This is a genomic window from Izhakiella australiensis, from assembly GCF_002006995.1.
GTDB lineage: Bacteria > Pseudomonadota > Gammaproteobacteria > Enterobacterales > Enterobacteriaceae > Izhakiella > Izhakiella australiensis.
Genome location: NZ_MRUL01000003.1, coordinates 81,296 through 103,592, shown reverse-complemented (window position 1 = coordinate 103,592; position 22,297 = coordinate 81,296). Strand labels below are relative to the sequence as shown.

The 22,297-nt window shown below is 53.8% G+C and carries 22 protein-coding genes; 7 read left to right on the top strand and 15 right to left on the bottom strand.

Going from position 1 to position 22,297, the window contains the following annotated elements; translation table 11 throughout:
- Positions 1-25 precede the first annotated feature (25 nt).
- Entirely contained in the window at positions 26-586 is a 561-nt protein-coding gene (locus tag BTJ39_RS06465; protein ID WP_078002104.1) for a nucleotidyltransferase family protein, read from the top strand.
- 153 nt (positions 587-739) lie between these two features.
- On the top strand, positions 740-2,206 hold the full coding sequence (locus BTJ39_RS06460) for a phospholipase D family protein (protein WP_078001864.1): 1,467 nt from the start codon (positions 740-742) through the stop codon (positions 2,204-2,206).
- Here BTJ39_RS06460 and mdoC read toward each other — a convergent pair.
- Positions 2,203-3,360 (bottom strand): glucans biosynthesis protein MdoC, encoded by a 1,158-nt coding sequence (gene mdoC, locus BTJ39_RS06455; RefSeq protein ID WP_078001863.1) that lies wholly within the window; start codon positions 3,358-3,360, stop codon positions 2,203-2,205. The two genes, BTJ39_RS06460 and mdoC, sit on opposite strands and share 4 nt — an antisense overlap.
- 263 nt (positions 3,361-3,623) lie before the next feature.
- Here mdoC and BTJ39_RS06450 point away from each other — a divergent pair, with 263 nt between their 5' ends.
- From BTJ39_RS06450 to BTJ39_RS06440, 3 genes are all read left to right on the top strand, one after another.
- On the top strand, positions 3,624-5,159 hold the full coding sequence (locus BTJ39_RS06450; protein WP_176110253.1) for a glucan biosynthesis protein G: 1,536 nt from the start codon (positions 3,624-3,626) through the stop codon (positions 5,157-5,159).
- A complete protein-coding gene (gene mdoH / locus BTJ39_RS06445; RefSeq protein ID WP_078001861.1) occupies positions 5,152-7,710 on the top strand; it encodes a glucans biosynthesis glucosyltransferase MdoH in 2,559 nt (852 codons plus the stop codon). The genes BTJ39_RS06450 and mdoH overlap by 8 nt, the downstream gene beginning before the upstream one ends.
- Positions 7,711-7,842: 132 nt before the next feature.
- Complete coding sequence (locus BTJ39_RS06440; protein WP_078001860.1) at positions 7,843-8,088, top strand: YceK/YidQ family lipoprotein; 246 nt, start codon at positions 7,843-7,845, stop codon at positions 8,086-8,088.
- 9 nt (positions 8,089-8,097) lie between these two features.
- On the opposite strand, the gene BTJ39_RS06435 is transcribed toward BTJ39_RS06440, so the two are convergent.
- From BTJ39_RS06435 to BTJ39_RS06420, 4 genes are all read right to left on the bottom strand, one after another.
- The gene (locus tag BTJ39_RS06435) at positions 8,098-8,496 is read right to left on the bottom strand and encodes a MysB family protein (RefSeq protein ID WP_078001859.1); all 399 of its coding nucleotides are present in this window, start codon (positions 8,494-8,496) and stop codon (positions 8,098-8,100) included.
- A gap of 137 nt (positions 8,497-8,633) precedes the next feature.
- Entirely contained in the window at positions 8,634-9,866 is a 1,233-nt protein-coding gene (gene mdtG / locus BTJ39_RS06430; RefSeq protein ID WP_096777696.1) for a multidrug efflux MFS transporter MdtG, read from the bottom strand.
- Between the two features lie 140 nt (positions 9,867-10,006).
- Positions 10,007-10,978, bottom strand: coding sequence for an SGNH/GDSL hydrolase family protein (locus BTJ39_RS06425; protein WP_078001857.1), 972 nt, complete (start codon positions 10,976-10,978; stop codon positions 10,007-10,009).
- 306 nt (positions 10,979-11,284) lie between these two features.
- The gene (locus BTJ39_RS06420; RefSeq protein WP_078002103.1) at positions 11,285-12,205 is read right to left on the bottom strand and encodes a Kdo(2)-lipid IV(A) acyltransferase; all 921 of its coding nucleotides are present in this window, start codon (positions 12,203-12,205) and stop codon (positions 11,285-11,287) included.
- A gap of 202 nt (positions 12,206-12,407) precedes the next feature.
- On the opposite strand from BTJ39_RS06420, the gene trhO reads away from it, so the two are divergent.
- Together trhO and proP are read left to right on the top strand one after the other, a co-directional pair.
- Entirely contained in the window at positions 12,408-13,463 is a 1,056-nt protein-coding gene (trhO, locus tag BTJ39_RS06415; RefSeq protein WP_078001856.1) for an oxygen-dependent tRNA uridine(34) hydroxylase TrhO, read from the top strand.
- A 409-nt stretch (positions 13,464-13,872) separates the two neighbouring features.
- On the top strand, positions 13,873-15,372 hold the full coding sequence (proP, locus tag BTJ39_RS06410; protein WP_078001855.1) for a glycine betaine/L-proline transporter ProP: 1,500 nt from the start codon (positions 13,873-13,875) through the stop codon (positions 15,370-15,372).
- 78 nt (positions 15,373-15,450) lie between these two features.
- Here proP and BTJ39_RS06405 read toward each other — a convergent pair whose 3' ends face one another.
- The 10 genes from BTJ39_RS06405 to grxB form a co-directional block, all read right to left on the bottom strand.
- Complete coding sequence (locus BTJ39_RS06405; RefSeq protein WP_078001854.1) at positions 15,451-16,161, bottom strand: ArsR/SmtB family transcription factor; 711 nt, start codon at positions 16,159-16,161, stop codon at positions 15,451-15,453.
- Positions 16,158-16,550, bottom strand: coding sequence for an amino acid-binding protein (locus BTJ39_RS06400; RefSeq protein ID WP_078001853.1), 393 nt, complete (start codon positions 16,548-16,550; stop codon positions 16,158-16,160). Before BTJ39_RS06400 ends, BTJ39_RS06405 begins: the two co-directional genes overlap by 4 nt.
- Positions 16,543-16,866, bottom strand: coding sequence for an antibiotic biosynthesis monooxygenase family protein (locus BTJ39_RS06395; protein ID WP_078002102.1), 324 nt, complete (start codon positions 16,864-16,866; stop codon positions 16,543-16,545). Before BTJ39_RS06395 ends, BTJ39_RS06400 begins: the two co-directional genes overlap by 8 nt.
- Before the next feature lie 213 nt (positions 16,867-17,079).
- Positions 17,080-18,198, bottom strand: a complete 1,119-nt coding sequence (gene solA / locus BTJ39_RS06390) for an N-methyl-L-tryptophan oxidase (protein ID WP_078001852.1) — start codon at positions 18,196-18,198, stop codon at positions 17,080-17,082.
- A 108-nt stretch (positions 18,199-18,306) separates the two neighbouring features.
- Positions 18,307-18,561 (bottom strand): biofilm formation regulator BssS, encoded by a 255-nt coding sequence (gene bssS / locus BTJ39_RS06385; RefSeq protein ID WP_078001851.1) that lies wholly within the window; start codon positions 18,559-18,561, stop codon positions 18,307-18,309.
- Between the two features lie 190 nt (positions 18,562-18,751).
- Complete coding sequence (locus BTJ39_RS06380; protein ID WP_078001850.1) at positions 18,752-19,042, bottom strand: hypothetical protein; 291 nt, start codon at positions 19,040-19,042, stop codon at positions 18,752-18,754.
- A gap of 136 nt (positions 19,043-19,178) precedes the next feature.
- Positions 19,179-19,424 carry a DNA damage-inducible protein I gene (gene dinI / locus BTJ39_RS06375; protein WP_078001849.1) on the bottom strand — a complete coding sequence of 82 codons (246 nt, stop codon included), beginning with the start codon at positions 19,422-19,424 and terminating at the stop codon, positions 19,179-19,181.
- Positions 19,425-19,486: 62 nt separating this feature from the next.
- Positions 19,487-20,542, bottom strand: coding sequence for a dihydroorotase (pyrC, locus tag BTJ39_RS06370; RefSeq protein WP_078001848.1), 1,056 nt, complete (start codon positions 20,540-20,542; stop codon positions 19,487-19,489).
- A 173-nt stretch (positions 20,543-20,715) separates the two neighbouring features.
- Complete coding sequence (locus BTJ39_RS06365) at positions 20,716-21,279, bottom strand: lipoprotein (RefSeq protein WP_078001847.1); 564 nt, start codon at positions 21,277-21,279, stop codon at positions 20,716-20,718.
- A 234-nt stretch (positions 21,280-21,513) separates the two neighbouring features.
- Positions 21,514-22,161, bottom strand: coding sequence for a glutaredoxin 2 (grxB, locus tag BTJ39_RS06360; RefSeq protein ID WP_078001846.1), 648 nt, complete (start codon positions 22,159-22,161; stop codon positions 21,514-21,516).
- Between the last annotated feature and the right edge of the window lie 136 nt (positions 22,162-22,297).

Genomic DNA, 22,297 nt, shown 5'->3' with positions numbered 1-22,297 from the left:
CAACCTTAATCTTCTGTATCAACCTGTGAAAATTAGCGTAATCATTGCCGCCGCCGGACTTGGCGAGCGCTACCGGTGCGCCGGCGGCGCTCAGCCAAAGCTGCTGCATCGCTTGCCGGACGGCGAAGCGCTGTTTCAGGCCACGCTGAATAATGCGCTGCAATCCGGCTTTGAGGTGACGGTGGTCACCCGCCCGGAGTATCAATTTATCCAGCCGCACAGTGCGACGCCGGTGGATATTGTCCGCTTTGCCTCGGCGGGGCTGGGCGAAACCATTGCCGCCGGCGTTAGCCATTGCGCCGACAGCGACGGCTGGCTGATTATGCTGGCCGATATGCCCTGGGTTTCGCCGCTGATACTACAGCGTACCGCCGCCGCCCTGAGTCGCCATCTGGCGGTGAGACCGGTATTTCAGGGGCAGCCCGGACATCCCGTTGGCTTTCACCACCAGCTGCGTGAGCGTCTGCAGGCGCTGCGCGGTGATGATGGCGCGAAATCGATTCTGCTTGATTACCCCGCACAGCTGATAGCGGTCGACGATGCCGCCGTGATTCAGGATATCGACTTTCCCGAAAATTTGCGTTAAGTCGCCGCTGTTACGCTGCGCCGCCTGCGAAACATCATCAGTAATGCGACACTAAGCATATTCGTCTGAACAGGTTATGATAAAGGCATTAACATATCCGATAAGCGTTGCCGTTGCGTGCGGCGGTCTTTTCCTGGCAGGAACCAGAACATCATGGCTGATGCCTTACCGCTGTCCGCAGCGAGCGATAACAATATCACCCGCCTTGAGCGCGCGGTCGGATCGCGCGTTCAATCTCATCCGGGCGTCAGCGGTGTGCATCCGCTGGCGGATAGCCTCGATGCGTTTGCTGCCCGCTATCTGCTGATTGAGATGGCCGAAAAGCGTCTGGATATTCAATACTATATCTGGCAAAACGATCTGTCCGGCCGGCTACTTTTCAGCGCGCTGCTTGACGCTGCGGATCGCGGCGTCGCGGTGCGTTTACTGCTCGACGATAACAACACCATCGGCATGGATGATGTGCTGCGCGAGCTGAATGCCCATCCGCAGATTGAAGTGCGGCTGTTTAACGCCTTTTCATTCCGTACTTTGCGGGCGCTTGGCTATCTGACCGACTTCGCGCGTCTTAACCGACGTATGCACAATAAAAGTTTTACCGTTGACGGTACGGCGACCATCGTCGGCGGCCGCAACGTCGGCGATGCCTATTTTGGCGCCGGTAAAGAACCGGTATTTTCCGATCTGGACGTGCTGGCGGTGGGGCCGGTGGTCGCGGAAGTTGAGAAGGATTTTTTACGCTACTGGAACAGCCGGGCGGTCGTGCCGCTGAGCAGCGTCATCGGGGGTGAAAAGGCGCTGGATCGCAGCCAGATTAAGCTTCCCCGAGCCTGGCGCGATAGCACTAAGGCGCGGCGCTATTTACATCGCTTGCAGCACAGCAGTTTTCTCCGGCGACTGGAAAGCGGCGAGTTAAATTTTATCTGGGCTGAAACGCGCCTGCTGAGTGACGATCCGCGTAAAGGGCTGGGGCGGGCGAAAGCCGGCACGCTGCTGCCGCAAAGGCTGTTGGAAGTAATTGGCAAGCCGCAGCAGCAGTTCGATATTATCTCGGCCTATTTTGTGCCGACCCGGTCCGGCGTCGCTCAGCTGCTGTCACTGGTGCGGCGCGGGGTTAAAATTGCCGTCCTGACGAACTCACTGGCCGCCAACGACGTGTCGGTGGTGCATGCGGGCTACGCCCGATGGCGCAAAAAGCTACTGCGCCATGGCGTGGCGCTTTACGAGCTAAAGCCCGACAGCGAAAGACGCACGCCGCACGACCGCGGCATTACGGGTAATTCTGGCTCCAGCCTGCACGCGAAAACCTTCAGCGTGGATATGCGCAAGGTATTTATCGGCTCATTTAACTTTGATCCGCGCTCGGCGATGCTCAATACCGAAATGGGGTTGCTGATTGAAAGTGAAACCCTGGCCGGTGATATTCATCGCCGCTTTCATGACAGCATGAGAGACCGGGCCTGGACGCTGAGGCTGGATAAGTGGGGGCGGGTAAACTGGGTTGAACATCCCGGCGAGGGAGAAAAAGAACGGGTTCACAAGCATGAGCCGCAAACCCGTTTTATTCAGCGCCTGTTGGTCAGGCTGGTGTGGCATTTACCGATCGAATGGCTGCTTTAATGCTGCTTAACCGGCGCGGCGGCGGCGCGCGTTTTCTGCGGCTTGCCGGAAAATAAAAAGCGCAACAGCGGGATGCGCAGGTGCAGTTCATAAAGCAAAAACGCCACGCCAAACACCAGCAGCAGGCCGACAAAAAAGCCCAGCGTATTGCTGGTAATGTGCGGCGTAACGAAGATGCCGTACAGCAGCGTCAGCGGGTGATGCACCAGATAGATAAACAGAGACGCATTCACCAGATAGGTAATGCGTGGTGAATGCGAATTCAGGAAACGGTGGCCGGCGGAGAAGGTGACGTTGACCATCCACAGACCCATTTGCATTGAGATCACCGCATCCAGCTCATACAACCAGCCTTCACCGCTGCTCCAGGTCTGGTTCGCCACGTAGGCGGCGAAGGCGAGGGCGGCGCCAGCAAAAACCCGATAATCAGGACGCACAAACAGCGCTTTTATTGCCGGATATTTCCACGCCATGGCGCCAAGAATAAAAAACGGCAGGAAATAGAGTGATTGCATCACCATATTGCTAAACAGTCCGTCCATCAGCCACTGCGGTTGCAGAAGGAATATTGTGCGGCGAAAGGCGCCCCACAGCAGACTATAAGCCAGGATTGCCAGCGAGAGTTTACCCCAGCTGAGATCGGAATAATCTGTTTTTGCCCGGCGGGCATCGCGCAGCAGGCGAAACGCAATCAGCCCCAGGGTGGTCAGGATGCACAGCACCAGTAAGAACCACAGATGGGAAATAAGATCCCAGCTGACCATATTGTACTTAGCGTAGGGCGTCAACGCGGCCCAGCCGTCAAGGCGTGAGGTCCACTCTTTTAGGATAAACAGCTGAGGCAGCGTCAGCAGCGGCACGGCGGCCAGCATCGGAATGCCCACCCGCTCCAGACGTACCTTAATCCAGTGCTTCGGCGCATAGCGCAAATAGAGCATGTACGAGAAATAGCCGGAAATAACAAAGAACACTTGCATACGAAAAGCGTGGATAAAATCGTTCAGCAGCGTCAGCCATGCCGAAGGATGCGGGCTGTTAACCGACCAGCCTTGCGTTGAGTAAATCAATGAAAGATGAAACGGTACGCCCAGTAGCATCAACCAGGCGCGCACGGAGTCAAGATAGTGTTCGCGTTGCTGTGGTTTTTTCGTCATATAATATCTGTTTTCAATACGTTAACTTCGGCTCACCCTGAGCCAGTTTGGTGATAACTCTAGTCCGCTTTTGCTGCGTGCGCTATCAGGCAAATCTGTTTCCGGGAAACGCTTGAGAATCCGATGGTTAACGATTCATAATTGCGGAACAAAATTGCGGTGATACTGTCGGAAAGCAGGATTATCCATTAATATAGGTGGGATCGATTTAAGCACAACTAAAGGGGGGGGATGTGCTAATTAAAATGAAAAATAAACCAGAACTGATGAAACTGCGCTGGCTTGGCGCGGCAGTTTTGCTTTCAATGTATGCCAGCAATAGCTGGGCTTTTGGCATTGACGATGTGGCAAAAGAAGCCAAAGAATTAGCAGGAAAGAGCTACGAGGCGCCAAAAAGCAATCTGCCTTCCCAGTTTCGCGATATGAAATATACTGATTATCAGCAGATTCAGTTTAATCGCGATAAAGCCTACTGGGGCAAGCTGAAAACCCCGTTCAAGCTTGAGTTTTACCATCAGGGCATGTATTTCGATACGCCGGTAAAAATCAATGAAGTTATCGCGTCCACCGTCCGTGAAATTAAATATTCACCTGATTACTTCAATTTTGGCAACGTAAAGCATGATGCCGATACGGTCAAAAATCTCGGTTTCGCCGGGTTTAAGGTGCTTTATCCGCTGAACAACAAAAAGAAGCAGGATGAAATCGCCAGCTTCCTTGGCGCCAGCTACTTCCGCGTTATCGGCGCCGGACAAGTTTATGGACTTTCCGCCCGCGGTCTGGCAATTGACACCGCGCTGCCCTCCGGTGAAGAGTTTCCACGCTTTAAAGAATACTGGATCCAACGGCCAAAACCGATGGATAAACATTTAGTTATTTATGCGCTGCTGGATTCGCCGCGCGCCACCGGCGCCTACCGTTTTGATATTACGCCGGGTAAAGACAGCACGGTTGACGTGCAGTCCAAAGTGTATCTGCGCGATCGCGTCGGCAAACTCGGCATTGCGCCGCTGACCAGCATGTTCCTGTTTGGTCCTAACCAGCCGTCTCCGGTACCTAACTACCGTCCGGCTATTCACGATTCAGACGGACTCTCTATCCATGCCGGTAACGGCGAGTGGATCTGGCGGCCATTGAATAATCCGAAACACTTAGCCATCAGCGATTTCAGCATCGAGAATCCGAAAGGATTCGGCCTGCTGCAGCGCGGGCGTAATTTCGATCAGTATCAGGACCTCGACGATCGTTACGATTTGCGCCCAAGCGCCTGGATCGAGCCGAAAGGCGACTGGGGTAAAGGCCACGTCGAGCTGGTGGAGATTCCGACCGCCGATGAAACCAACGACAATATCGTTGCGTTCTGGACGCCGGAAAAACTGCCGGATCCGGGTAAAGAGATGGATTTCAACTACCGTCTGCGCTTTACCCGTAATGAAGATCAGCTGCACTCCGAGAGCCTCGCCTGGGTTAAAGATACCTTGCGTTCAACCGGTGATGTTAAGCAGTCTAATCTGGTACGTCAGCCTGACGGCTCGATCGCTTTCATCGTTGATTTTGAGGGCAACGCCATGAGCAAGCTGCCGGATAACACGGCGGTGACGCCGCAGGTGAGCATCGGCGAAAACGGTGAGCTGGTCGAAAACAGCGTGCGTTACAATCCGGTCACCAAAGGCTGGCGTTTGATTCTGCGCGTGCGCGTTAAAGACAACAAGCAGCCGACGGAAATGCGTGCGATCCTGATGAATGGCGATAAGCCGCTGACCGAAACCTGGAGCTATCAGTTACCTGCCAATGAATAAATCAACAGTAACCCCTGCTGACTATATCGAGGCATTGCCAGCCGCTGCGCGAAGCGCAGCGGTAACTGCCGCCGCAGATGCGCCGGCCGCAGAGGCTTTTCCTGCCATTCAAACCGCGCTGGCCGATGACGTCGCTAGCGCAGCTGCTGGCGATGACGTCTCTTTGCTGTCAGTAAAAAAACGCATTGAAGCCAGCTGGCCCGGTTCCACTGGCGAACAGGGAAGCCAGTTCGATCGCGACGCGCTGGAGCGCACCACCCTTAAAGCAATGCCGCCTCACCATCGTTCTTCAATGTATCCCGAAGCCTGGCGTACCAATCCGGTCGGCCGCTTCTGGGACAGCCTGCGCGGTAAGAAGACCACTCATCGCTACGCCAGCGAGGAGCAGCAGAAACAGGAAGATCAGTGGCGTCACGTCGGTACAATTCGCCGCTATATTCTGCTGATCCTGACGGTACTGCAGACGGTGGTCGCGACCTGGTATATGAAAACCATCCTACCTTACCAGGGCTGGGCGCTGATCGACCCGATGGATATGGTGCATCAAAACTGGCAACAGAGCTTTTTCCAACTGCTGCCCTATATTTTGCAAACCGGCATTCTGTTCTTGTTCGCCATTCTGTTTTGCTGGGTCTCCGCCGGCTTCTGGACCGCCCTGATGGGCTTTCTGCAGCTGCTGATCGGCAAAGATAAGTACAGCATCTCCTATAATACCGTGGGCGACGAGCCGATAGACCCGGCGCACCGTACCGCGTTGATTATGCCGATCTGCAATGAAGACGTTGAACGCGTTTTTGCCGGCCTGCGGGCGACCTGGGAGTCGGTGAAGCGTACCGGTGAAGCCGGGAATTTCGACGTTTATATTCTCAGTGACAGCTACAATCCGGACATCGCCATCGCCGAGCAGAAAGCCTGGATGGAGCTGGTTAACGATGTGGGCGGCGAAGGTAAAATTTTCTATCGCCGTCGTCGTCGTCGCGTGAAGCGTAAAAGCGGTAATATTGATGACTTTTGCCGCCGTTGGGGAAGCCAGTACAGCTATATGGTGGTGCTGGACGCCGACAGCGTGATGAGCGGTGATTGCCTGACCGGACTGGTGCGCATGATGGAAGCCAATCCGACCGCGGGTATTATCCAGTCTTCGCCGAAAGCGTCTGGCATGGATACCCTGTATGCTCGCTGCCAGCAGTTCGCCACGCGCGTATACGGTCCGCTGTTTACCGCCGGTCTGCATTTCTGGCAGCTCGGCGAGTCCCACTACTGGGGGCACAACGCGATAATCAGGGTAAAACCGTTTATTGAGCATTGTGCGCTGGCGCCGCTGCCGGGAGAAGGTTCGTTCGCCGGTTCTATCCTGTCGCATGACTTCGTTGAAGCAGCGCTGATGCGCCGCGCCGGCTGGGGGGTGTGGATTGCCTATGACCTGCCGGGTTCCTATGAAGAGCTGCCGCCTAACCTGCTCGACGAGCTGAAGCGAGACCGCCGCTGGTGTCATGGCAATCTGATGAACTTCCGGCTGTTTTTGGTTAAAGGCATGCATCCGGTTCACCGTGCGGTGTTTCTGACCGGCGTGATGTCGTACCTTTCAGCCCCGCTGTGGTTTATGTTCCTTGCGCTGTCGACGGCATTGCAGGTGGTGCATACCTTAATGGAACCGCAGTATTTCTTGCAGCCGCGCCAGCTGTTCCCGGTGTGGCCGCAGTGGCGACCTGAACTGGCCATTGCGCTGTTCTCGACCACCCTGGTGCTGCTGTTCCTGCCGAAGCTGCTGAGCGTGGTGCTTATCTGGTGCAAAGGGTCGAAGCCGTACGGCGGCGCGATACGTCTGTTTATCTCCCTGATGCTGGAAATGCTGTTTTCCGTGCTGCTGGCGCCGGTGCGCATGCTGTTCCATACGGTATTCGTCGTCAGCGCTTTCCTCGGTTGGGAAGTGGTCTGGAATTCACCGCAGCGTGATGATGATGCGACGCCATGGGGCGAGGCTTTCCGCCGCCACGGTTCTCAGCTACTGCTTGGTGCGGTCTGGGCAATTGGCATGGGCTGGCTGGATCTTAATTTCCTGTGGTGGCTGGCGCCGATCGTCTTTTCGCTGATCCTTTCGCCGTTCGTTTCGGTAATTTCCAGCCGTTCGACCATCGGACTTGCCACCCAGCGGGCCAGGCTGTTCCTGATCCCTGAGGAGTATGCGCCGCCGAAAGAGCTGGTGGATACCGATCGCTATCTTCAGCTAAACCGCGAGCGTCTGCTGGAGCAGGGCTTTATGCATGCGCTGCTGCATCCGTCATTTAACGCGCTCGCCAGCGCAATGGCGACGGCCCGGCACCTGAAAAGCGATATCGTGGATTTTGCCCGCGACCGGCTGGTCGATCAGTCACTGGGTGAACATCCGCAGAAGCTGGGGCGCGACCAGCGCCTGATGTTGATAAGCGACCCGGTAGTGCTGTCGCGTATGCATGCCCGCCTGTGGCAGCATGCCGATAAATACCACGACTGGTTTGATTATTATCAGCAGCTGCCGCTGAATTCAAAGGCGCTGAAGTTCGCTGAATAAATAAGGCCAATCCTCCCTGAAAAGGCAGCAGCAATGCTGCCTTTTTTATTGCCTGAATTTGCTCTAAATTAAAGATAAATCATGCCTGGTCGATACCGGGCAAAATGGCGGTATTACCTCGGGGAAGAGTTTATGAAACTGCATCACGCCAGGCGTGCGGTTTGCGTTGGATTTTGTGCGCTGCTGCTGAGCGGCTGCGGCAGCATTATTAGCCGCATTGTTCCGGGGCAGGGACACGGCCATCAGTATTATCCGGGGGTGCGCTGGGACGTGCGCGATACGCCGTGGCGGGTTCTGACTATTATCGATCTGCCGCTTTCGGCCGTGCTTGATACGTTACTGCTGCCAATCGACGCCCACCACGGACCCTATGAGTAAGTCAGTCCCTCAGGCCCAGCGGTCTGAGTCACTGTCGTCGTCGTCCCATTCTTCAGCCGCCGCTGCGCCTTCCTCGGTGTCGGTTGGCGGCGTTAGCTGGAACTCGCCTTCATCCCATTCATGCAGGGTATTTTCCGCCAGCCACTCCTGACGCAGCTCAATTTCATCGTAATCGCCATCAAAAATAGCCTGGGCCGCTTCACCGCTGCGCAGCGGCAGGCATTCGCCTTCATCTCCCTCTTCGCTAAAGAATTCAGCCTGCCACATCGTGTCGCCGTCCTGCATAATGTATTTTTGCAGGTTGAACTGGGCAACGCTGACCTCTTCTTCGTCGATATCCGGATTGGCCGCCAGAAATTCTTCGCGGGCGGCATCAATTGCTTCTTCAAGGGTGGCATACAGATCCATGACATCTCTCCTCTGCTCAGATTACTGGGTTTCAGGAAAGAATAGACGATGTTTTCCCAGCGGAGGAGGCCCGCGCATAAAATTTTTACTATAAACATACATCTGAAATATCAGCATGTTAATAGCAATGCGCCGCGCTACTCTTCTGGTAACGGCAGCCGGCCGGGTTTACGCAGCGTCAGCCAGGTGTACAGCGCGTTAAACAACACCACCAGCGCGGTAAAAACAAAAACCGCTCTTAACCCCCAGCTGGCGGAGACGGCCGCCCCTAATAGCGGACCGCTAACGTTGCCTATATCGCGAAAGGACTGGTTATAGCTAAAAATTCTGCCGGCAATCTGGTTGCTGGCATTGTAAATCAGTAGCGTCTGCACTGCAGGCAGCAAAGCACCGTCAGCGGCGCCCAATAAAAAGCGCAGCATACCCAGCTGCCAGGGCGTGGTAACCAGCGACATTGGAATCAGCAGCAGTACAGAAACGATCAGCATGGCAATCAGGATGCGTTCCGGACCAATGCGGTCGCCCAGCTTACCCAGCCTCGGCGCGCTCAGCAGCGCGGCCACGCCCGGCACCGAAGCAATCACGCCGCTGATAAACGCCAGGTTGGCGCTGTCGCCGTTCAGCTGGCGGACGTAGAGGGTCAGAATGGGAGCAATGGAACCGGTAGCAACCTGAATAATCATGGTGGTGACGAACAAAGCCAGCACCAGGCGGGGATTTTTTAACGAAGTGAATACCTGGCGTGCGTGCAGCATATCCTTTTTCTGCACCGGGACGATGACCTCTTTAATGGAAAATAGCGTCATGATAAAGCAGATAAACAGCACCGTTGCCGTGAGATAAAATACCGGCCGCAGCCCGAGCGTATCCGCCAGCAGGCCGCCTATCAGCGGACCAATCAGCGCGCCGCTGACGGCACCCGTGGAGAGCCAGCCCAGCGCCCAGCCACTTTTGTTACGCGGCACCTGGGTGGCGATCAGCGCGTTAGCATTGGGAACGAATCCCCCCAGCAGTCCCAGCAGGGCGCGTAGCAGCAGAAATTGCCAGATATTCGACGCCATTCCCATCAGCATCATGACGATCGCCATGCCCAGCGCTGAGCGCAACAGCATGATTTTACGTCCTTTGCGATCGGCCAGCCCGCCCCAGATGGGCGAGGCGATGGCGGAAAACAGAAACGTAATGCTGAATGCCGCGCCGGACCACAGGTTAAGCGCATCCGCATCGGTAATACCTAACTGCTCGATATAGAGCGGCAGAAAAGGCATTACCAGGCTGAAGGCCGTGCCGGTAAGAAAGCAGCCAACCCAGGCGACAAACAAATTCCGCCGCCAGTTTACCGGCGAGGTTAACGCGTCACTCATTGACATATCGCAGCACCCACCCCTCAGTGCATCACTTTATGCGCAGGGAAATAATAAGGCTACTAAGTATGCGCTTATCACCGCTGGCTTTGAAGGGGATAAGTAACAGAAAGGTAAAAAATGGCTGCCATTGGCAGCCAGGGCGGTCACTTTTTGTTGTCAGGTAACTTTTCAGCAATGAAGTCGTACAGTTTTATGGCAAACGCAGCATGAATTTCCTGGGTGGGGTGGACATTATCATTAAACATATATTGCGGTGCGGTGTCGAGTTGCCCGCTTCCGCCAATATAGCCATTGGTAAAAGCATCATTGGTATTATAGCCTTCCTGGTCGGCAACATATTTTATTTCATTCATAGTGCTGGCTACATCAAAGTATAAAATATTCGCAGCATGATTTTTATTTATTTCGTCAATTCGTTGTGAAAGTAGCTTGTTGTGCAATACAGAGAGTTCTTTTTTTTCTTGTCGGTATTCCGGCGTGCTTTTTAATGCATAAGGAGTTTGAGATAAATCGGGTACGCCGAGCACAACTATGCTTCTGGCTCCTTTTTTAATGATTTTCTCCAGCCTCAGACATTGGTTAATAACTACCTTTTCCGCATTTTTTTCATTAATTGTTATGTAATCATTGGCGCCGAGTGAAACGATCACTAAATCGTCAACGTTAAAAGATAACGATCGTATCTGCCGGTTCATATTGGAAAGAAATATATAAAGAGGATTTAATTTACAGTATGAACCTGAAAGCGCGCCGCCTTCTGACTTATTAACGACTGTCGTTTTCATCAAATGCGGAGAGCTAATAAAATCAACCCAGGTGAAGCCGTTAGTAAACCTGCCTTCATAATACTGCGGCGCGGAGGGAAGGAAGCCGAATGTTTTGGCGTACATATTCCCTTCTGAGTCTGACAAGCTATCACCAATCACCACCAGTCGGGAATAATCAGTTAACACCCCCCGATGTACCGTGCTACAAGCAGAGATATTTTTTACCACGCGAAATAAAGGCGCTATTTTATTGTCGGCACTGTCCGTTTCATCGTAAGCGAAATAACACTTCGCCGGTGCGGATAAGCTTCTATGAAAAAGGTCATTCCCTTTAAATTCATTGCTCATATTTAATCCCGGTTAAAATGACTGCGATGGAAGAATTGTTTTTTTAATGTTTAAACCTATCGCAGGGAACAAACTTTCAAAAAATGATTATTTTATCTAAAATGAAGGACGGCAATGATAAATAGTTATTCGCATATTAATTGCAGTGATATATTTCAACGGTAATTATAAAGATAAATTAATGATTGCAATAAAATGGCTTTTTTTTGATGATTTTGCTATTCAATAAATTAACGTTATGGAAATATGACGTTAGTTTACCGGTGTTTATAAATAATAAACGGCTGCCGCAGCAGCCGTTTGTCGTTAATAGAGCGGCGGCGCCCCTTTGGGACGCGTTTTAAAGCGCCGGTGCAGCCACATATATTGTTCCGGCGCCATGAGCACCGCATGTTCCACCAGCTGGTTCATATGGCTGGCGGTAACAACCTCATCATCAACCGGGATGCCCTGAGCATCCGGCAAGATGATCAGCTCATAACCCCTGCCGTGGGGCAGGCGGCGTGGAACGAAAGGAATGATTGCCGGGTTGGCAGCGCGGATTAGCATATAGCTTCCCCTGGTGCTGGCGGCATCGGGCACCGCAAAGAACGGAGCAAACACGCTGGTCTTCGGGCCATAATCATGGTCCGGGGCATACCAGATTATCTCACCTTGCTTCAGCGCGCGGATCATGCCCTTTAAATCGTTGCGATCGAGCATGCTTTTGTTAGAGCGTAGCCGGCCCCAGGTTTGCAGCCAGTCGAGCAGCGCATTATCGTTCGGGCGATACACGCCCACGCCGGGATTATGTATGCCGAAAAGACGGGCGCCCAGTTCCAGCGTGAGAAAATGCATACCAATCAGCAGGATACCCTGACCCTGCGCTTTGGCCTTTGCAATATGCTCAAGGCCGCTGGCGCCAGACCAACGGCGAATGCGCCACTCAGGCCAGAACCAGGCCATGCCGGTTTCCAGCACGCCCATACCGACAGATTCGAAGTTTTTCTTTATCAGAGCCTCGCGCTCTGCATCTGGCATCGCCGGAAAACAGAGTTCCAGATTGCGTCTGGCAACCTTTACCCGGCGCTTCATAAAACGCCTTGCCAGACGGCCGAGAGCGCAACCCAAACAATAAATGACCGGGTAGGGCAGCAGCACCACCAGATAGAGGATACCGATGCCAAACCAGGTCAGCCAGTAGCGAGGATGAAGCAGGTCGCGCGTAAATGTGGGCAATTGAGTCATAGGATTCCAGTAGAAACGATGCATCGTGGCATCTGCTGTTTTTGTTTGCCGCGTATTGTGCCATTTTTTTTTCGCACTGAAAAATGCGCCTTGCTGAAAGGGTACGATGGTTATTTTCCGTTCGGCCCCTTTATTGTGCGACGCTTTACGGTATTATACGCGCGCTAAAATCAACACCTATTGCAATTAAGGAACGTACACCATGCCAGTGTTACATAACCTTGTGAACAATAAAGAGCTGAAAGCGCGCATGCTGGCGGAAACCGAAGCGCGTACTACCGTCTCTTTTTATAAGTATTTCCATATTGACGATGCGAAAACTTTCCGCGATGCGCTGTATCAGGCGATGATTGCGCTAAAGGTATTCGGTCGGGTTTATATTGCCAGCGAAGGAATCAACGCCCAGGTCAGCGTCCCGGCCAGCCAGTTTGACGCGATGAAGGCCATGCTATATGGGTTCCATCCGGCCCTGGATAACCTGCGGATGAACGTGGCGCTCGATGACGATGGCAAATCGTTCTGGGTGCTGCGCATGAAGGTGCGCGAGCGCATTGTTGCTGACGGTATTGACGATAATAGTTTCGATGCCAGTCACGTCGGCGCCTACCTGAAGGCGGCGGAAGTCAATGCCATGCTCGACGATCCGGATGCGGTTTTTGTCGATATGCGTAATCACTACGAATACGAAGTCGGGCACTTTGATAATGCGCTGGAGGTGCCGGCCGATACCTTCCGCGATCAGCTGCCGATGGCAGTCGATATGCTACAGCAGCAAAAAGACAAAAAGATCGTGATGTACTGTACCGGCGGTATTCGCTGTGAAAAAGCCAGCGCCTGGATGCTGCATAACGGTTTTGAAAACGTCTATCACGTTGAAGGCGGCATTATTGAATATGCCCGTCGGGCGAAAGAGCAGGGGCTGCCGGTACGCTTTAAAGGCAAAAACTTTGTCTTTGACGAACGCATGGGCGAGCGTATCTCCGACGAGGTTATCGCCCATTGTCACCAGTGCGGCGCGGTGTGCGATACGCATGTGAATTGCCTGAATGACGGCTGCCATCTGCTGTTTATTCAGTGCCCCGACTGCGCAAAGAAATATCATAACTGCTGCAGCCCGATTTGCATGGAAGAGCTGGCTCTGCCGCCGGAGGAACAGCGTTCACGCCGGGCCGGGCGTGAAAACGGTAATAAAATTTTCAACAAGTCCCGCGACCTGCTCAATATGACCCTGGCCATTCCCGCCCCGGATAAAAAATAGTCAGTCTACTGACCTGTACCCTCTGACAAGCAAAACGGCTGCTATGATTAATAGCAGTCGTTTTGCTGTTTATGCTGACTGATTGTTGCATGCTGATCTTTAGCGGTTCTTTAGTGGTAAAAGTCGTCAACTTGCAACATATCGCTATTTTGTATAGATTGTCAGCCTGCTAATTTTCACTTGGGTGATTTATCACCTGCATACCGGCTGCTTTATAGCTTTCTTCGCCCTGCCCGGACGGCGTAATGACGGAGAAAGCTATGGTGCTGCATCATAATTGCATGGCTGTGTCCCTTTGCATTTCGTACCGCTAAGTTGAAGGAATCAGATTAGGCGGTTTGCGCTTGGTTGAATAAATATTTTTGCCGCAAATGTTGGCAAGACACAGCCTGACACCAGAGGAGATTGAATGAATAGCACAACGGAAAAGACCCCCCAGTCAGGCAAAAAGCATTTCTGGAATAAAAAACCCAGAAAAGAGCTAACCGTGGATGACATCACCATTGTTGATAAGGATCTGCTAAAGCGTGCCGTTGGCGCGGCGGCGCTGGGTAACGCCATGGAGTGGTTCGACTTCGGCGTATACAGCTATCTGGCCGTCACCATCGGTAAAGTCTTTTTCCCCGGCAGTAACCCGGCGGCGCAGCTGATAGCAACCTTCGGCGCCTTCGCCGCCGCTTTTCTGGTGCGCCCAATCGGTGGATTGGTGTTCGGCCCGCTCGGTGACCGTATTGGCCGGCAGAAGGTGTTGGCGATCACCATGATCATGATGTCAATTGGCACCTTCTGTATCGGCTTGATACCCAGCTATGAGTCGATAGGCATCATGGCGCCGATTCTGCTGCTGGTCGCCCGCCTGGTGCAGGGGTTCTCCACCGGCGGCGAATACGGCGGGGCGGCAACGTTTATCGCGGAATACTCAACGGATAACCGTCGCGGCTTTATGGGCAGCTGGCTGGAGTTCGGCACCCTGGGCGGCTATCTGCTTGGCGCGGGGCTGGTTACCGGTCTGACGGCGGCGCTGCCGACGGAGACGATGCTGAGCTGGGGCTGGCGCATTCCCTTCTTTATTGCGGCGCCGCTTGGGCTGTTTGGTCTGTATATCCGCTTGAAACTGGAAGAAACCCCCGCTTTCCAGAAACATATGGAAAAACAGGATGAGCTGGAGCACAGCAAACCGCGTCTGGGTCTGTGGCAGATGCTGTATAAATATCGTGCTCAGATGCTGAAATGTATTGGCCTGGTACTGCTGTTTAACGTCTCAAACTACATGCTGACCTCGTACATGCCGAGTTACCTTACCGGTATTCTTGGACTGAGCGAGCTAAGTGGCTTGATGCTGGTGATGGTGGTGATGTTTGTCATGATGCCCCTGACGCTGTTCTGGGGGCACTGGAACGATCGGCTGGGTCGGCGTCCGGTTATCTGGCTTGGTGCGATTGGCTTGATCGTACTGGCGGTGCCTTGCCTGATGCTGATCGGCACCGGCAACCTGCTGTGGGTTTTTGTCGGATTAATGGTACTTGGCATGCTGCATACCTGCTTTAGCGGATCGATGCCGGCCACACTGCCCGCGCTGTTTTCCACTGAAATCCGCTACAGCGCGCTGGCGATAGGCTTTAATATTTCGGTATCGCTGTTTGGCGGCACCACGCCGCTGCTTACCACCTGGCTGGTGGAAAAAACGCATAATCTGATGATGCCGGCCTATTATCTGATGGTCGCCGGGCTGATCGGTGTGATCACCGTATTCACCACCCGTGAAACGGCGCGTAAGCCTTTACGCGGTTCGGCGCCAGCGGTCGGCTCTGAAGCGGAAGCGCGCAATCTGATACAGAAATTACGTTTGCGCCGCCAGCGTGAACAGCGCGAGCAGCAGGCGGAAAATAACGATACTGTGTTGCCTTAACCCTTACGCAAAAACGCCGGGTCAAAAGTCCGGCGTTTTTTTGCCCCGGTCCCGGCGGCGTTGATCAGCCGTTTTCCATCAGCAAACGTTGAGATGAAAGTGGCGGCGCAGCGCTATTTTTCCGCTGCTGGTGACTTTAACTTCGCGGTATCCTTGTATGCGCTCGATCCACGCTTTCTGCAGAAAAAGCGTCATGAGCGCCGCACCCGCATCGCCCCCCAGATGAAAACGCCTTTCGCTCCAGTCAAGGCAGGGACAGCATGCCCGACGGCGGGGGCGGGGATCCAACGCGCAGCCAAGGCTTTGCAAACGGCTTTTTCCGGCGGCTGTCAGCATGGAGCCGTCGGCTTCAAGCCATTGCTCCTGCTGCATCAGCTGGTATATTTCCACCGCAAGTTCCCCGGCAAGGTGATCGTAGCAGGTTCGCGCATAGCGCAGATGCTGCGGCGTACGCGAAGCTGGCGGCGTGGGCGGACTCATTGAAACACTCATCAGATTTTCCAGCAGTCCGGCAATTTGTGGTCCCGCAAGGCTGTAATAGCGATGACGCCCCTGACTCAGGCAGCGAATAAGGCCGTTGTTTAACAGACGTGCAAGATGTCCACTGGTGGTGGAGGCTGTTATCCCGGCGACGGCGCTAAGCTCTGTGGCGGTCCATGCGCGCCCGTCCATCAGCGCACAAAGAATACTGACCCTTGAGGCATCAGATATCGCGGATGCAACGGATGACATCGCCTGTTCAAGCGCATCGTCACTGCGTGCGTTACAGATAGATTTACTGACGCTCATTCAGAAGGTATTTCCCATTTGCGGGTTGCTTCGCCAGCCCGGATATTATCATCAGTTACCAGAATCAGCCGGTTATCATGATCGCTGTACTGCACGATGATGTTAACGCCACTTTGGGCGATTGCCTCGGCGATTTCACCCAGTTCACCGGGCCGCTGCTGAGGGAGTTTTCTGATCAACGGGGAGGATACGCTTCGTACGTCAAAGCCCGCGTCACGCAGCACTTTACCGGTCTTCTCGCCGTCTTCAACCAGAAAATGGGCCTGCCCACTGAGCGGCGTTGAAAATACGCCGCCGCCCTCAAGACCAATGCCGTTAGCGCCAAGCAGTTTGCCAAGTGCCGCGAGCGAACCGGGAACATTATTAAGGACGATATGAATATTATACATGCTGAGCGGTTTCCTTACTGGAGGCATAGTCACGTAAAACCTGAGCAACGCGAACGCGGTAGAATGAAAAAATCGACCGTTTACCTTCCTGCTGAGCCGCCTGATGCAGGGTATTACGCTGCCATTCAGCCACCGAGGCCTCATCTTGCCACCAGGAAAGCGAAAGCATTTTGCCAGGGGTAGTCAGGCTGCTAAATCGTTCTATGCTGATAAATCCCGGCGCGTCTGCCAGTAATGAAACTAACCCGGCTGCAAGCTGCAGATAGCGCGCCTGTGCTTGCGGGTGCGCTTCAGCCTCAAAAATTACTGCAATCATCATTTGCCTCCTTCAGTAAGTTCCCTGCAACTTACCGCCTGTGCAGGCTGGATGCTTTGGTCGGCACCAAAGTATGCATGACGAAAAATGCGCGACTGAATGCGCCGCTGGCGGAAAATTGCTAAAAATACAGGGGACCGGGTTGTTATCGCGGCAGGCAGGAAGAGTGCTGCAAGCAAAGCCCGCAGCAATTATGTCTATCAAACAAGCGTTTCAGCGGCGATTAAAGCGCGAAAGCGAGAAGGGCGCGAGATCCCAGCTGGTGGTTTTCCCCTGTGCGAACTGCGCGGCGATTTCCCCCAGTACGCTGGCAAATTTAAAGCCATGGCCGCTAAGGCCGCTGATAATCAGGCGATGGGGCGCATCCGCCGGCGTATCGATAATAAAGTCCTCATCGGGAGACATATCATAGCTGCATGCCTCGCCGTATAAGCAGACTCCAATACCTGGCAGCATCCGGCGCAGGAAGGTGAAGGCCTCGCTGCCGTCTTCGGCTCTGGCGCCAAAGGCGCTACGCTCTTCAGGGCGGCTAATCGCCTGACCGCCGTCGTGACGACCAAGCTTCAGCGCGTTATTGTCGGCCGGAAAACCATAAAACTGGCCGCTTGCCGTTTCAGCGGTAAAGGCCGGGAAGCGGTTATTTTCGCTGTAGCGCCCGTCGGCCTGATACCAGGCAAAGACTTTACGCAGCGGGGTTACCGGCAGCGCGGGCAGCAATTTTTTCACCCAGGTGCCGGCGCTAATGAGCAGCCGGCGCGCGCGAAAAGAACCCTCGGGGGTATCAACGACCTCCAGATCGCCAGCGCGACGGATGGCGGTAACCGGACAGTTGAACAGCTGCGCACAGCCAGCTTTTTCCGCCAGGCTGATATAGTGGCCGACCGCCAGTTCACACTTCAGGAAGCCTGACTCAGGCTCAAACACGGCGCTGTAATCTTCCGGCAGCTGCCACTGAGGCCAGCGTTTCATTACTTCGCTGCCGCTGAGTTTCTCGATGTTCAACCCGTATTCAGCCGCGCTTTGCAGCACATTGGCGATAAAGTCGGAAGAGGCCGGACCAAGATTGAGTACGCCACAGCGGTGCATCAGGCGCTCTCCGGCCTGCTGCTCGAGGCGATCCCACAGCTGCTGGGCGCGCAGCACCAGCGGAACGTAACCGACACCCTCGCCATAAGCGTGGCGGATAAGCCGGGTTTCTCCGTGATGGCTGGCTTCTGAATGCGGAGGATGGGCCGCATCAATCATCAACACATTCAGTCCGGCTTCCGTGGCATACCAGCCGGCGGCTGCGCCTACGGAACCGCTACCCACCACAATTAAATCGTAAATCATTAGCCTGACGGCTCCTCTGTGTCTTTTACTGGCAATAAAATGGAGAATAGCAAAAGCTGCGGACATGAAAAAGGCACCCATCGGGTGCCTGTTAACGCTGACATCAAATTAATGCTTCTGGTAGTCGCGGTCCTGGTAATCCTGTGCTTCAATCTTGGCGATTCCCGCCTCAAGGATGGAAATAAACTGCTTTGCTACATCCGTTGTCAGCCAGTAAGTCTGACCCACTTCCGTTTCATCGCTTTTTGGGTCGGCGGATGACGGCGAATGAAGGCGAATCATCATGGCATCGTAACTATCTACGGTGCTGATGTCCCAGCCCACCAGGGGATGTGTCTGAATGACGTCTTTATTGCTGTCCATTTGAAACCCCCTTTAATTACTTATGTAGACATACTACGAAGCGATTTCTGAGTTTCAATGCGGCTTTTTTGCACAGAGCGAGTTAATTATAACACCGAATTTAAGGATCGCGGCATAATTAAATAAGCTTCAGTGTAATCTGAAAATAAATAGATTAAAAAGTAATCGCTGGTAAACCTTATAAACGAATTTAATTCGTTGCGTTATATCCGGATATATCAGGCGACGCTGTGCTTATACCGTTGCGCTTTTCCAACTCTTCAGCCAGGCGGGAAAAATGCTGTTGCAACGCTTCGTCGCGATTCTGATTTTGTGACTCAAGGCGCAGGCTGTGGAGCAGCAGCTGGTTGGCTTTTTCATCGAGACAAAAAGAGAGGAAAGCAAAGGCGTTCTCCAGCACCGTCAGTCGCCGTTGCTGATCGCCGATCAGCGTCAGCAGTTCACCGAAGGTCATATTCTCTTCCGGGTTATCAGTCGTCATGGTGGTTATCTCCTTGCGCTGCGGCCTGACGAGGTTTTCCTGAGTGTATATCGTCGCGGGCTGGACGGCGAGCAGTAGATGTAAAAAAGCCGGATGGCGAAATCCGGCAACCGCACAACATTAACGGAAAAAAGAATTAATCGGTGACAAACCACTCGTCAGCGCTTTCCCAGGTTTCCTGAAGAATTTCGCTGACCCGGTCGCGGGCTTGCTTATCGGCGCCCATTACCGTCAAATTATTGCTGCTGGCGTAGCGCAGCGAAACGCTGTTAGAGCGGTCCGGAAAGTGTTCATTTATTCGCCGGGTTAATTCTGTCGAAAGAGCGTCCATTGCGCCGGCAGGCAGTGGGCTGGTTTTTGCTACAGTAATTTCTATACGCATAAAAATGCCTCCGAAAGATACTGTTATTATATACAGTATCTTTCGGCCGGACAATATTTATCTTAATCAACGTCAGGCTTTATCTGCCAGTTGAGCGTTTCGCCGGCGAGGAAAGGAACCAGCCGATCATCGCCGATGTTAATTGCGCTTTCCACCGTCCACGGCTGGCGGACCAGCGTTATCTGCTGTGAGTTAAGGGGCATGTCGTAAAACCGCGCGCCGTTTTCGCTGCAGAACGCCTCAAAGTGCTGTAAAGCACCAAGGTCTTCAAACACCGTGGCATAGGCCGCCAGCGAGGTCGGGGCGCTGAACACGCCTGCGCAGCCACAGCTGGCCTCTTTCAGATGACGCATGTGCGGCGCCGTATCGGTACCGAGAAAGAAACGCTGATGACCGGATGCGACCATTTCCCGCAGCGCCTGCTGATGAATATTACGTTTAAGGATCGGCAGGCAGTAAAGATGCGGGCGTATACCGCCAACCAGCATATGATTACGGTTAAACATCAGATGCTGCGGGGTAATCGTCGCGCCAAGCCGCTCACTGGCATCCCGCACGTAGTCGGCGGCATCTTTGGTGGTGATATGTTCCAGTACCACTTTTAGCTGAGGATAGCGTTTACGCAGCGGGTCAAGGACGCTGTCAATAAAGCGCGCTTCGCGATCGAAAATATCAATCTGAGCGTCTGTGACTTCGCCATGAATCAGCAGCGGCATGCCGATGCTTTCCATTCTCTCCAGTACCTCACCGATCGCCGCTATGCTGGTAACGCCGTGGCTGGAGTTTGTGGTGGCGTGCGCCGGATAGAGCTTTGCCGCGCGAAACACGCCAGCGGTAAATCCCTGCTCAATCTCATCTGCGCTCAGTGAATCGGTTAAATAGCAGGTCATTAACGGCGTGAAATCGTGGCCGGCAGGCACGGCGGCCATGATGCGCTCGCGATAGGCGATAGCCGCCTCAATGCTGGTCACCGGCGGTACCAGATTCGGCATGATAATCGCCCGGCCGTTCACCGCGCTGGTATAAGGCACAACGGCTTTTAACATGTCGCCATCGCGTAGATGTACGTGCCAGTCATCCGGGCGGCGGATGGTCAGTTGCTGGGGGATAGCGGTCATGAGTGTGCTCCGGCAGTGAGGAAAATCAGTCAGTCAGGATGGCTGTTTTTGCGCCGGGGTATAAGCATAGGGGGAAACGCCTGCGATTGCATCCGTTTTATGCAGCCTGGCTGACGGTTAAGCGGGCCAGACAACCGGGCCAGCATTTCTGGCCCGGTGAAAACCGGCGCGGCTTAATCCGTAAAGGGAATGATCAGCTCGCCGGGCTTAACTTCCAGCCCCTTGGCAAAGCGTTTTGCCAGCGATTCAGCTTTGCTGCCATCGCTGCTAAGTACGTAGGCCGGCTTCTGATTAAAGTAATCTTTCAGCGACTGATTGAGATAGGGCGTCAGCGTCTTCAGCACCGAAGCCATTTTTTCCGGCTGCACCTGGACGTCGACAATCTCCAGGTCTTTAAGATAAATCGCGCCCTCCGGCTGGTTATACGCCGGCTGAGCCTTCATTTTCAGCGTCATCTGCGCCTGCTGGGGGCCGAACAGCGAGCTAATATTGACATCGGCTTTCCCCGTCAGCGTCACCTTATTCGGCTCTTCGCGTCCGATTGCCGCCTGGAGATCGCTCAGCGTAATATGCGCGTCAACCAGTCCGGCGACGCCAAGCTGTTTTTCATACTGTGGGTGTTTTTGCAGAGCCTGATTAACTTCCTGCTCGCTAATGGTGTACTGCGTGAGTTGATTGCAGGCGCTCAGTAACATTACGCCCGCCAGGGCTATCAAGCCCAGAAATGCCTTTTTCATGAAGCTCCTCGTTATCAATAAACGGGCGTGTTAGCACCCGGTTACCAGGATGCCTTAATCAGCGGGTAATGTCACCAGGATTCAACGTAAAGCCCGGATGACGATATAACGGGCGGGGCGCAACCGACGGCGGGAATATCATTAACGTCGCGGCCCGCGCAATAGCAACGGGCCGCGGTACTTTTATCCACTGGGCCGGGGCTGTGCGCCCGCGAGCGTCAGGGATATTTTCTATCAGCTGGCGATGGATGAAAGCAGGTTGATTTGCGTTTGTTTGGCGATATTATCGCGATAATCCGCAACCCGGCTGGGATAGTCCACGCCGGCAACAAGCGTCAGCGCGCGCAGCAGCGGAAATACGTGAATATCGTCGCTGGAGAGCTCGCCATTTACCGCATTGGATTTAACAATCAATTTATCGAGCTTTCGCAGGTCATCATTGACGTTTTTAATAAAGCCCGCCGCGTGCTGGCGCAGTTCGTCAAAATCCCCCCAGCTGGCCTGCTTTTTGTCGCTAAAATAGCGGCGGGCTTCCGGCGTGGCAAACTCGGCAAAAGGCGCGACGGCAATGCGTGGCAGCAGCAGCTTGTTAAGGTAATTATTAACGTGGCGCAGCCAGTCGCTGATGGCGGGATTGGTTTTGCCGGTCAGCAGCGGCTCACGATCCAGCCGGTCGACATACTGCACGATATCCATGCTTTCCGGCATACAGCTGCCATCCTCTTTCATCAGGATGGGGACCATCTTCTGGCCAACCAGCTTTTTCGGCGTCTCCTCGTCATCATTGAGCAACACCTGCAATTCAACGGGAATATTTTTCAAACCAAATATCATGCGCGCTTTGACGCAAAAAGGGCAGTGGTCATAAATAAACAGCTTCACGAACGCCTCCTTACCATGCGGAATACGGTGATTATCGCAACCGCTTTTCTTAACCGATTGAAAAAGTATGGAAGAGATTGAGGCGAAGGGCAAACTGCCGCCGCGACGTCGCTGTCAGCGGCAGGCATGGAAACGG

Excerpts from the sequence above, each read along its gene's own strand:
- BTJ39_RS06460 (WP_078001864.1), top strand. The coding sequence starts at position 740 with ATGGCTGATGCCTTACCGCTGTCCGCAGCGAGCGATAACAATATCACC.
- mdoC (WP_078001863.1), bottom strand. The coding sequence starts at position 3,360 with ATGACGAAAAAACCACAGCAACGCGAACACTATCTTGACTCCGTGCGC.
- dinI (WP_078001849.1), bottom strand. The coding sequence starts at position 19,424 with ATGCGTATAGAAATTACTGTAGCAAAAACCAGCCCACTGCCTGCCGGC.
- bssS (WP_078001851.1), bottom strand. The coding sequence starts at position 18,561 with ATGGACAGCAATAAAGACGTCATTCAGACACATCCCCTGGTGGGCTGG.
- BTJ39_RS06435 (WP_078001859.1), bottom strand. The coding sequence starts at position 8,496 with ATGGATCTGTATGCCACCCTTGAAGAAGCAATTGATGCCGCCCGCGAA.
- mdoH (WP_078001861.1), top strand. The coding sequence starts at position 5,152 with ATGAATAAATCAACAGTAACCCCTGCTGACTATATCGAGGCATTGCCA.
- BTJ39_RS06440 (WP_078001860.1), top strand. The coding sequence starts at position 7,843 with ATGAAACTGCATCACGCCAGGCGTGCGGTTTGCGTTGGATTTTGTGCG.
- mdtG (WP_096777696.1), bottom strand. The coding sequence starts at position 9,866 with ATGTCAATGAGTGACGCGTTAACCTCGCCGGTAAACTGGCGGCGGAAT.
- trhO (WP_078001856.1), top strand. The coding sequence starts at position 12,408 with ATGCCAGTGTTACATAACCTTGTGAACAATAAAGAGCTGAAAGCGCGC.
- solA (WP_078001852.1), bottom strand. The coding sequence starts at position 18,198 with ATGATTTACGATTTAATTGTGGTGGGTAGCGGTTCCGTAGGCGCAGCC.
- BTJ39_RS06420 (WP_078002103.1), bottom strand. The coding sequence starts at position 12,205 with ATGACTCAATTGCCCACATTTACGCGCGACCTGCTTCATCCTCGCTAC.
- BTJ39_RS06400 (WP_078001853.1), bottom strand. The coding sequence starts at position 16,550 with ATGTATAATATTCATATCGTCCTTAATAATGTTCCCGGTTCGCTCGCG.
- pyrC (WP_078001848.1), bottom strand. The coding sequence starts at position 20,542 with ATGACCGCTATCCCCCAGCAACTGACCATCCGCCGCCCGGATGACTGG.
- BTJ39_RS06425 (WP_078001857.1), bottom strand. The coding sequence starts at position 10,978 with ATGAGCAATGAATTTAAAGGGAATGACCTTTTTCATAGAAGCTTATCC.
- proP (WP_078001855.1), top strand. The coding sequence starts at position 13,873 with ATGAATAGCACAACGGAAAAGACCCCCCAGTCAGGCAAAAAGCATTTC.
- BTJ39_RS06380 (WP_078001850.1), bottom strand. The coding sequence starts at position 19,042 with ATGACGACTGATAACCCGGAAGAGAATATGACCTTCGGTGAACTGCTG.
- BTJ39_RS06405 (WP_078001854.1), bottom strand. The coding sequence starts at position 16,161 with ATGAGCGTCAGTAAATCTATCTGTAACGCACGCAGTGACGATGCGCTT.
- BTJ39_RS06365 (WP_078001847.1), bottom strand. The coding sequence starts at position 21,279 with ATGAAAAAGGCATTTCTGGGCTTGATAGCCCTGGCGGGCGTAATGTTA.
- BTJ39_RS06395 (WP_078002102.1), bottom strand. The coding sequence starts at position 16,866 with ATGATTGCAGTAATTTTTGAGGCTGAAGCGCACCCGCAAGCACAGGCG.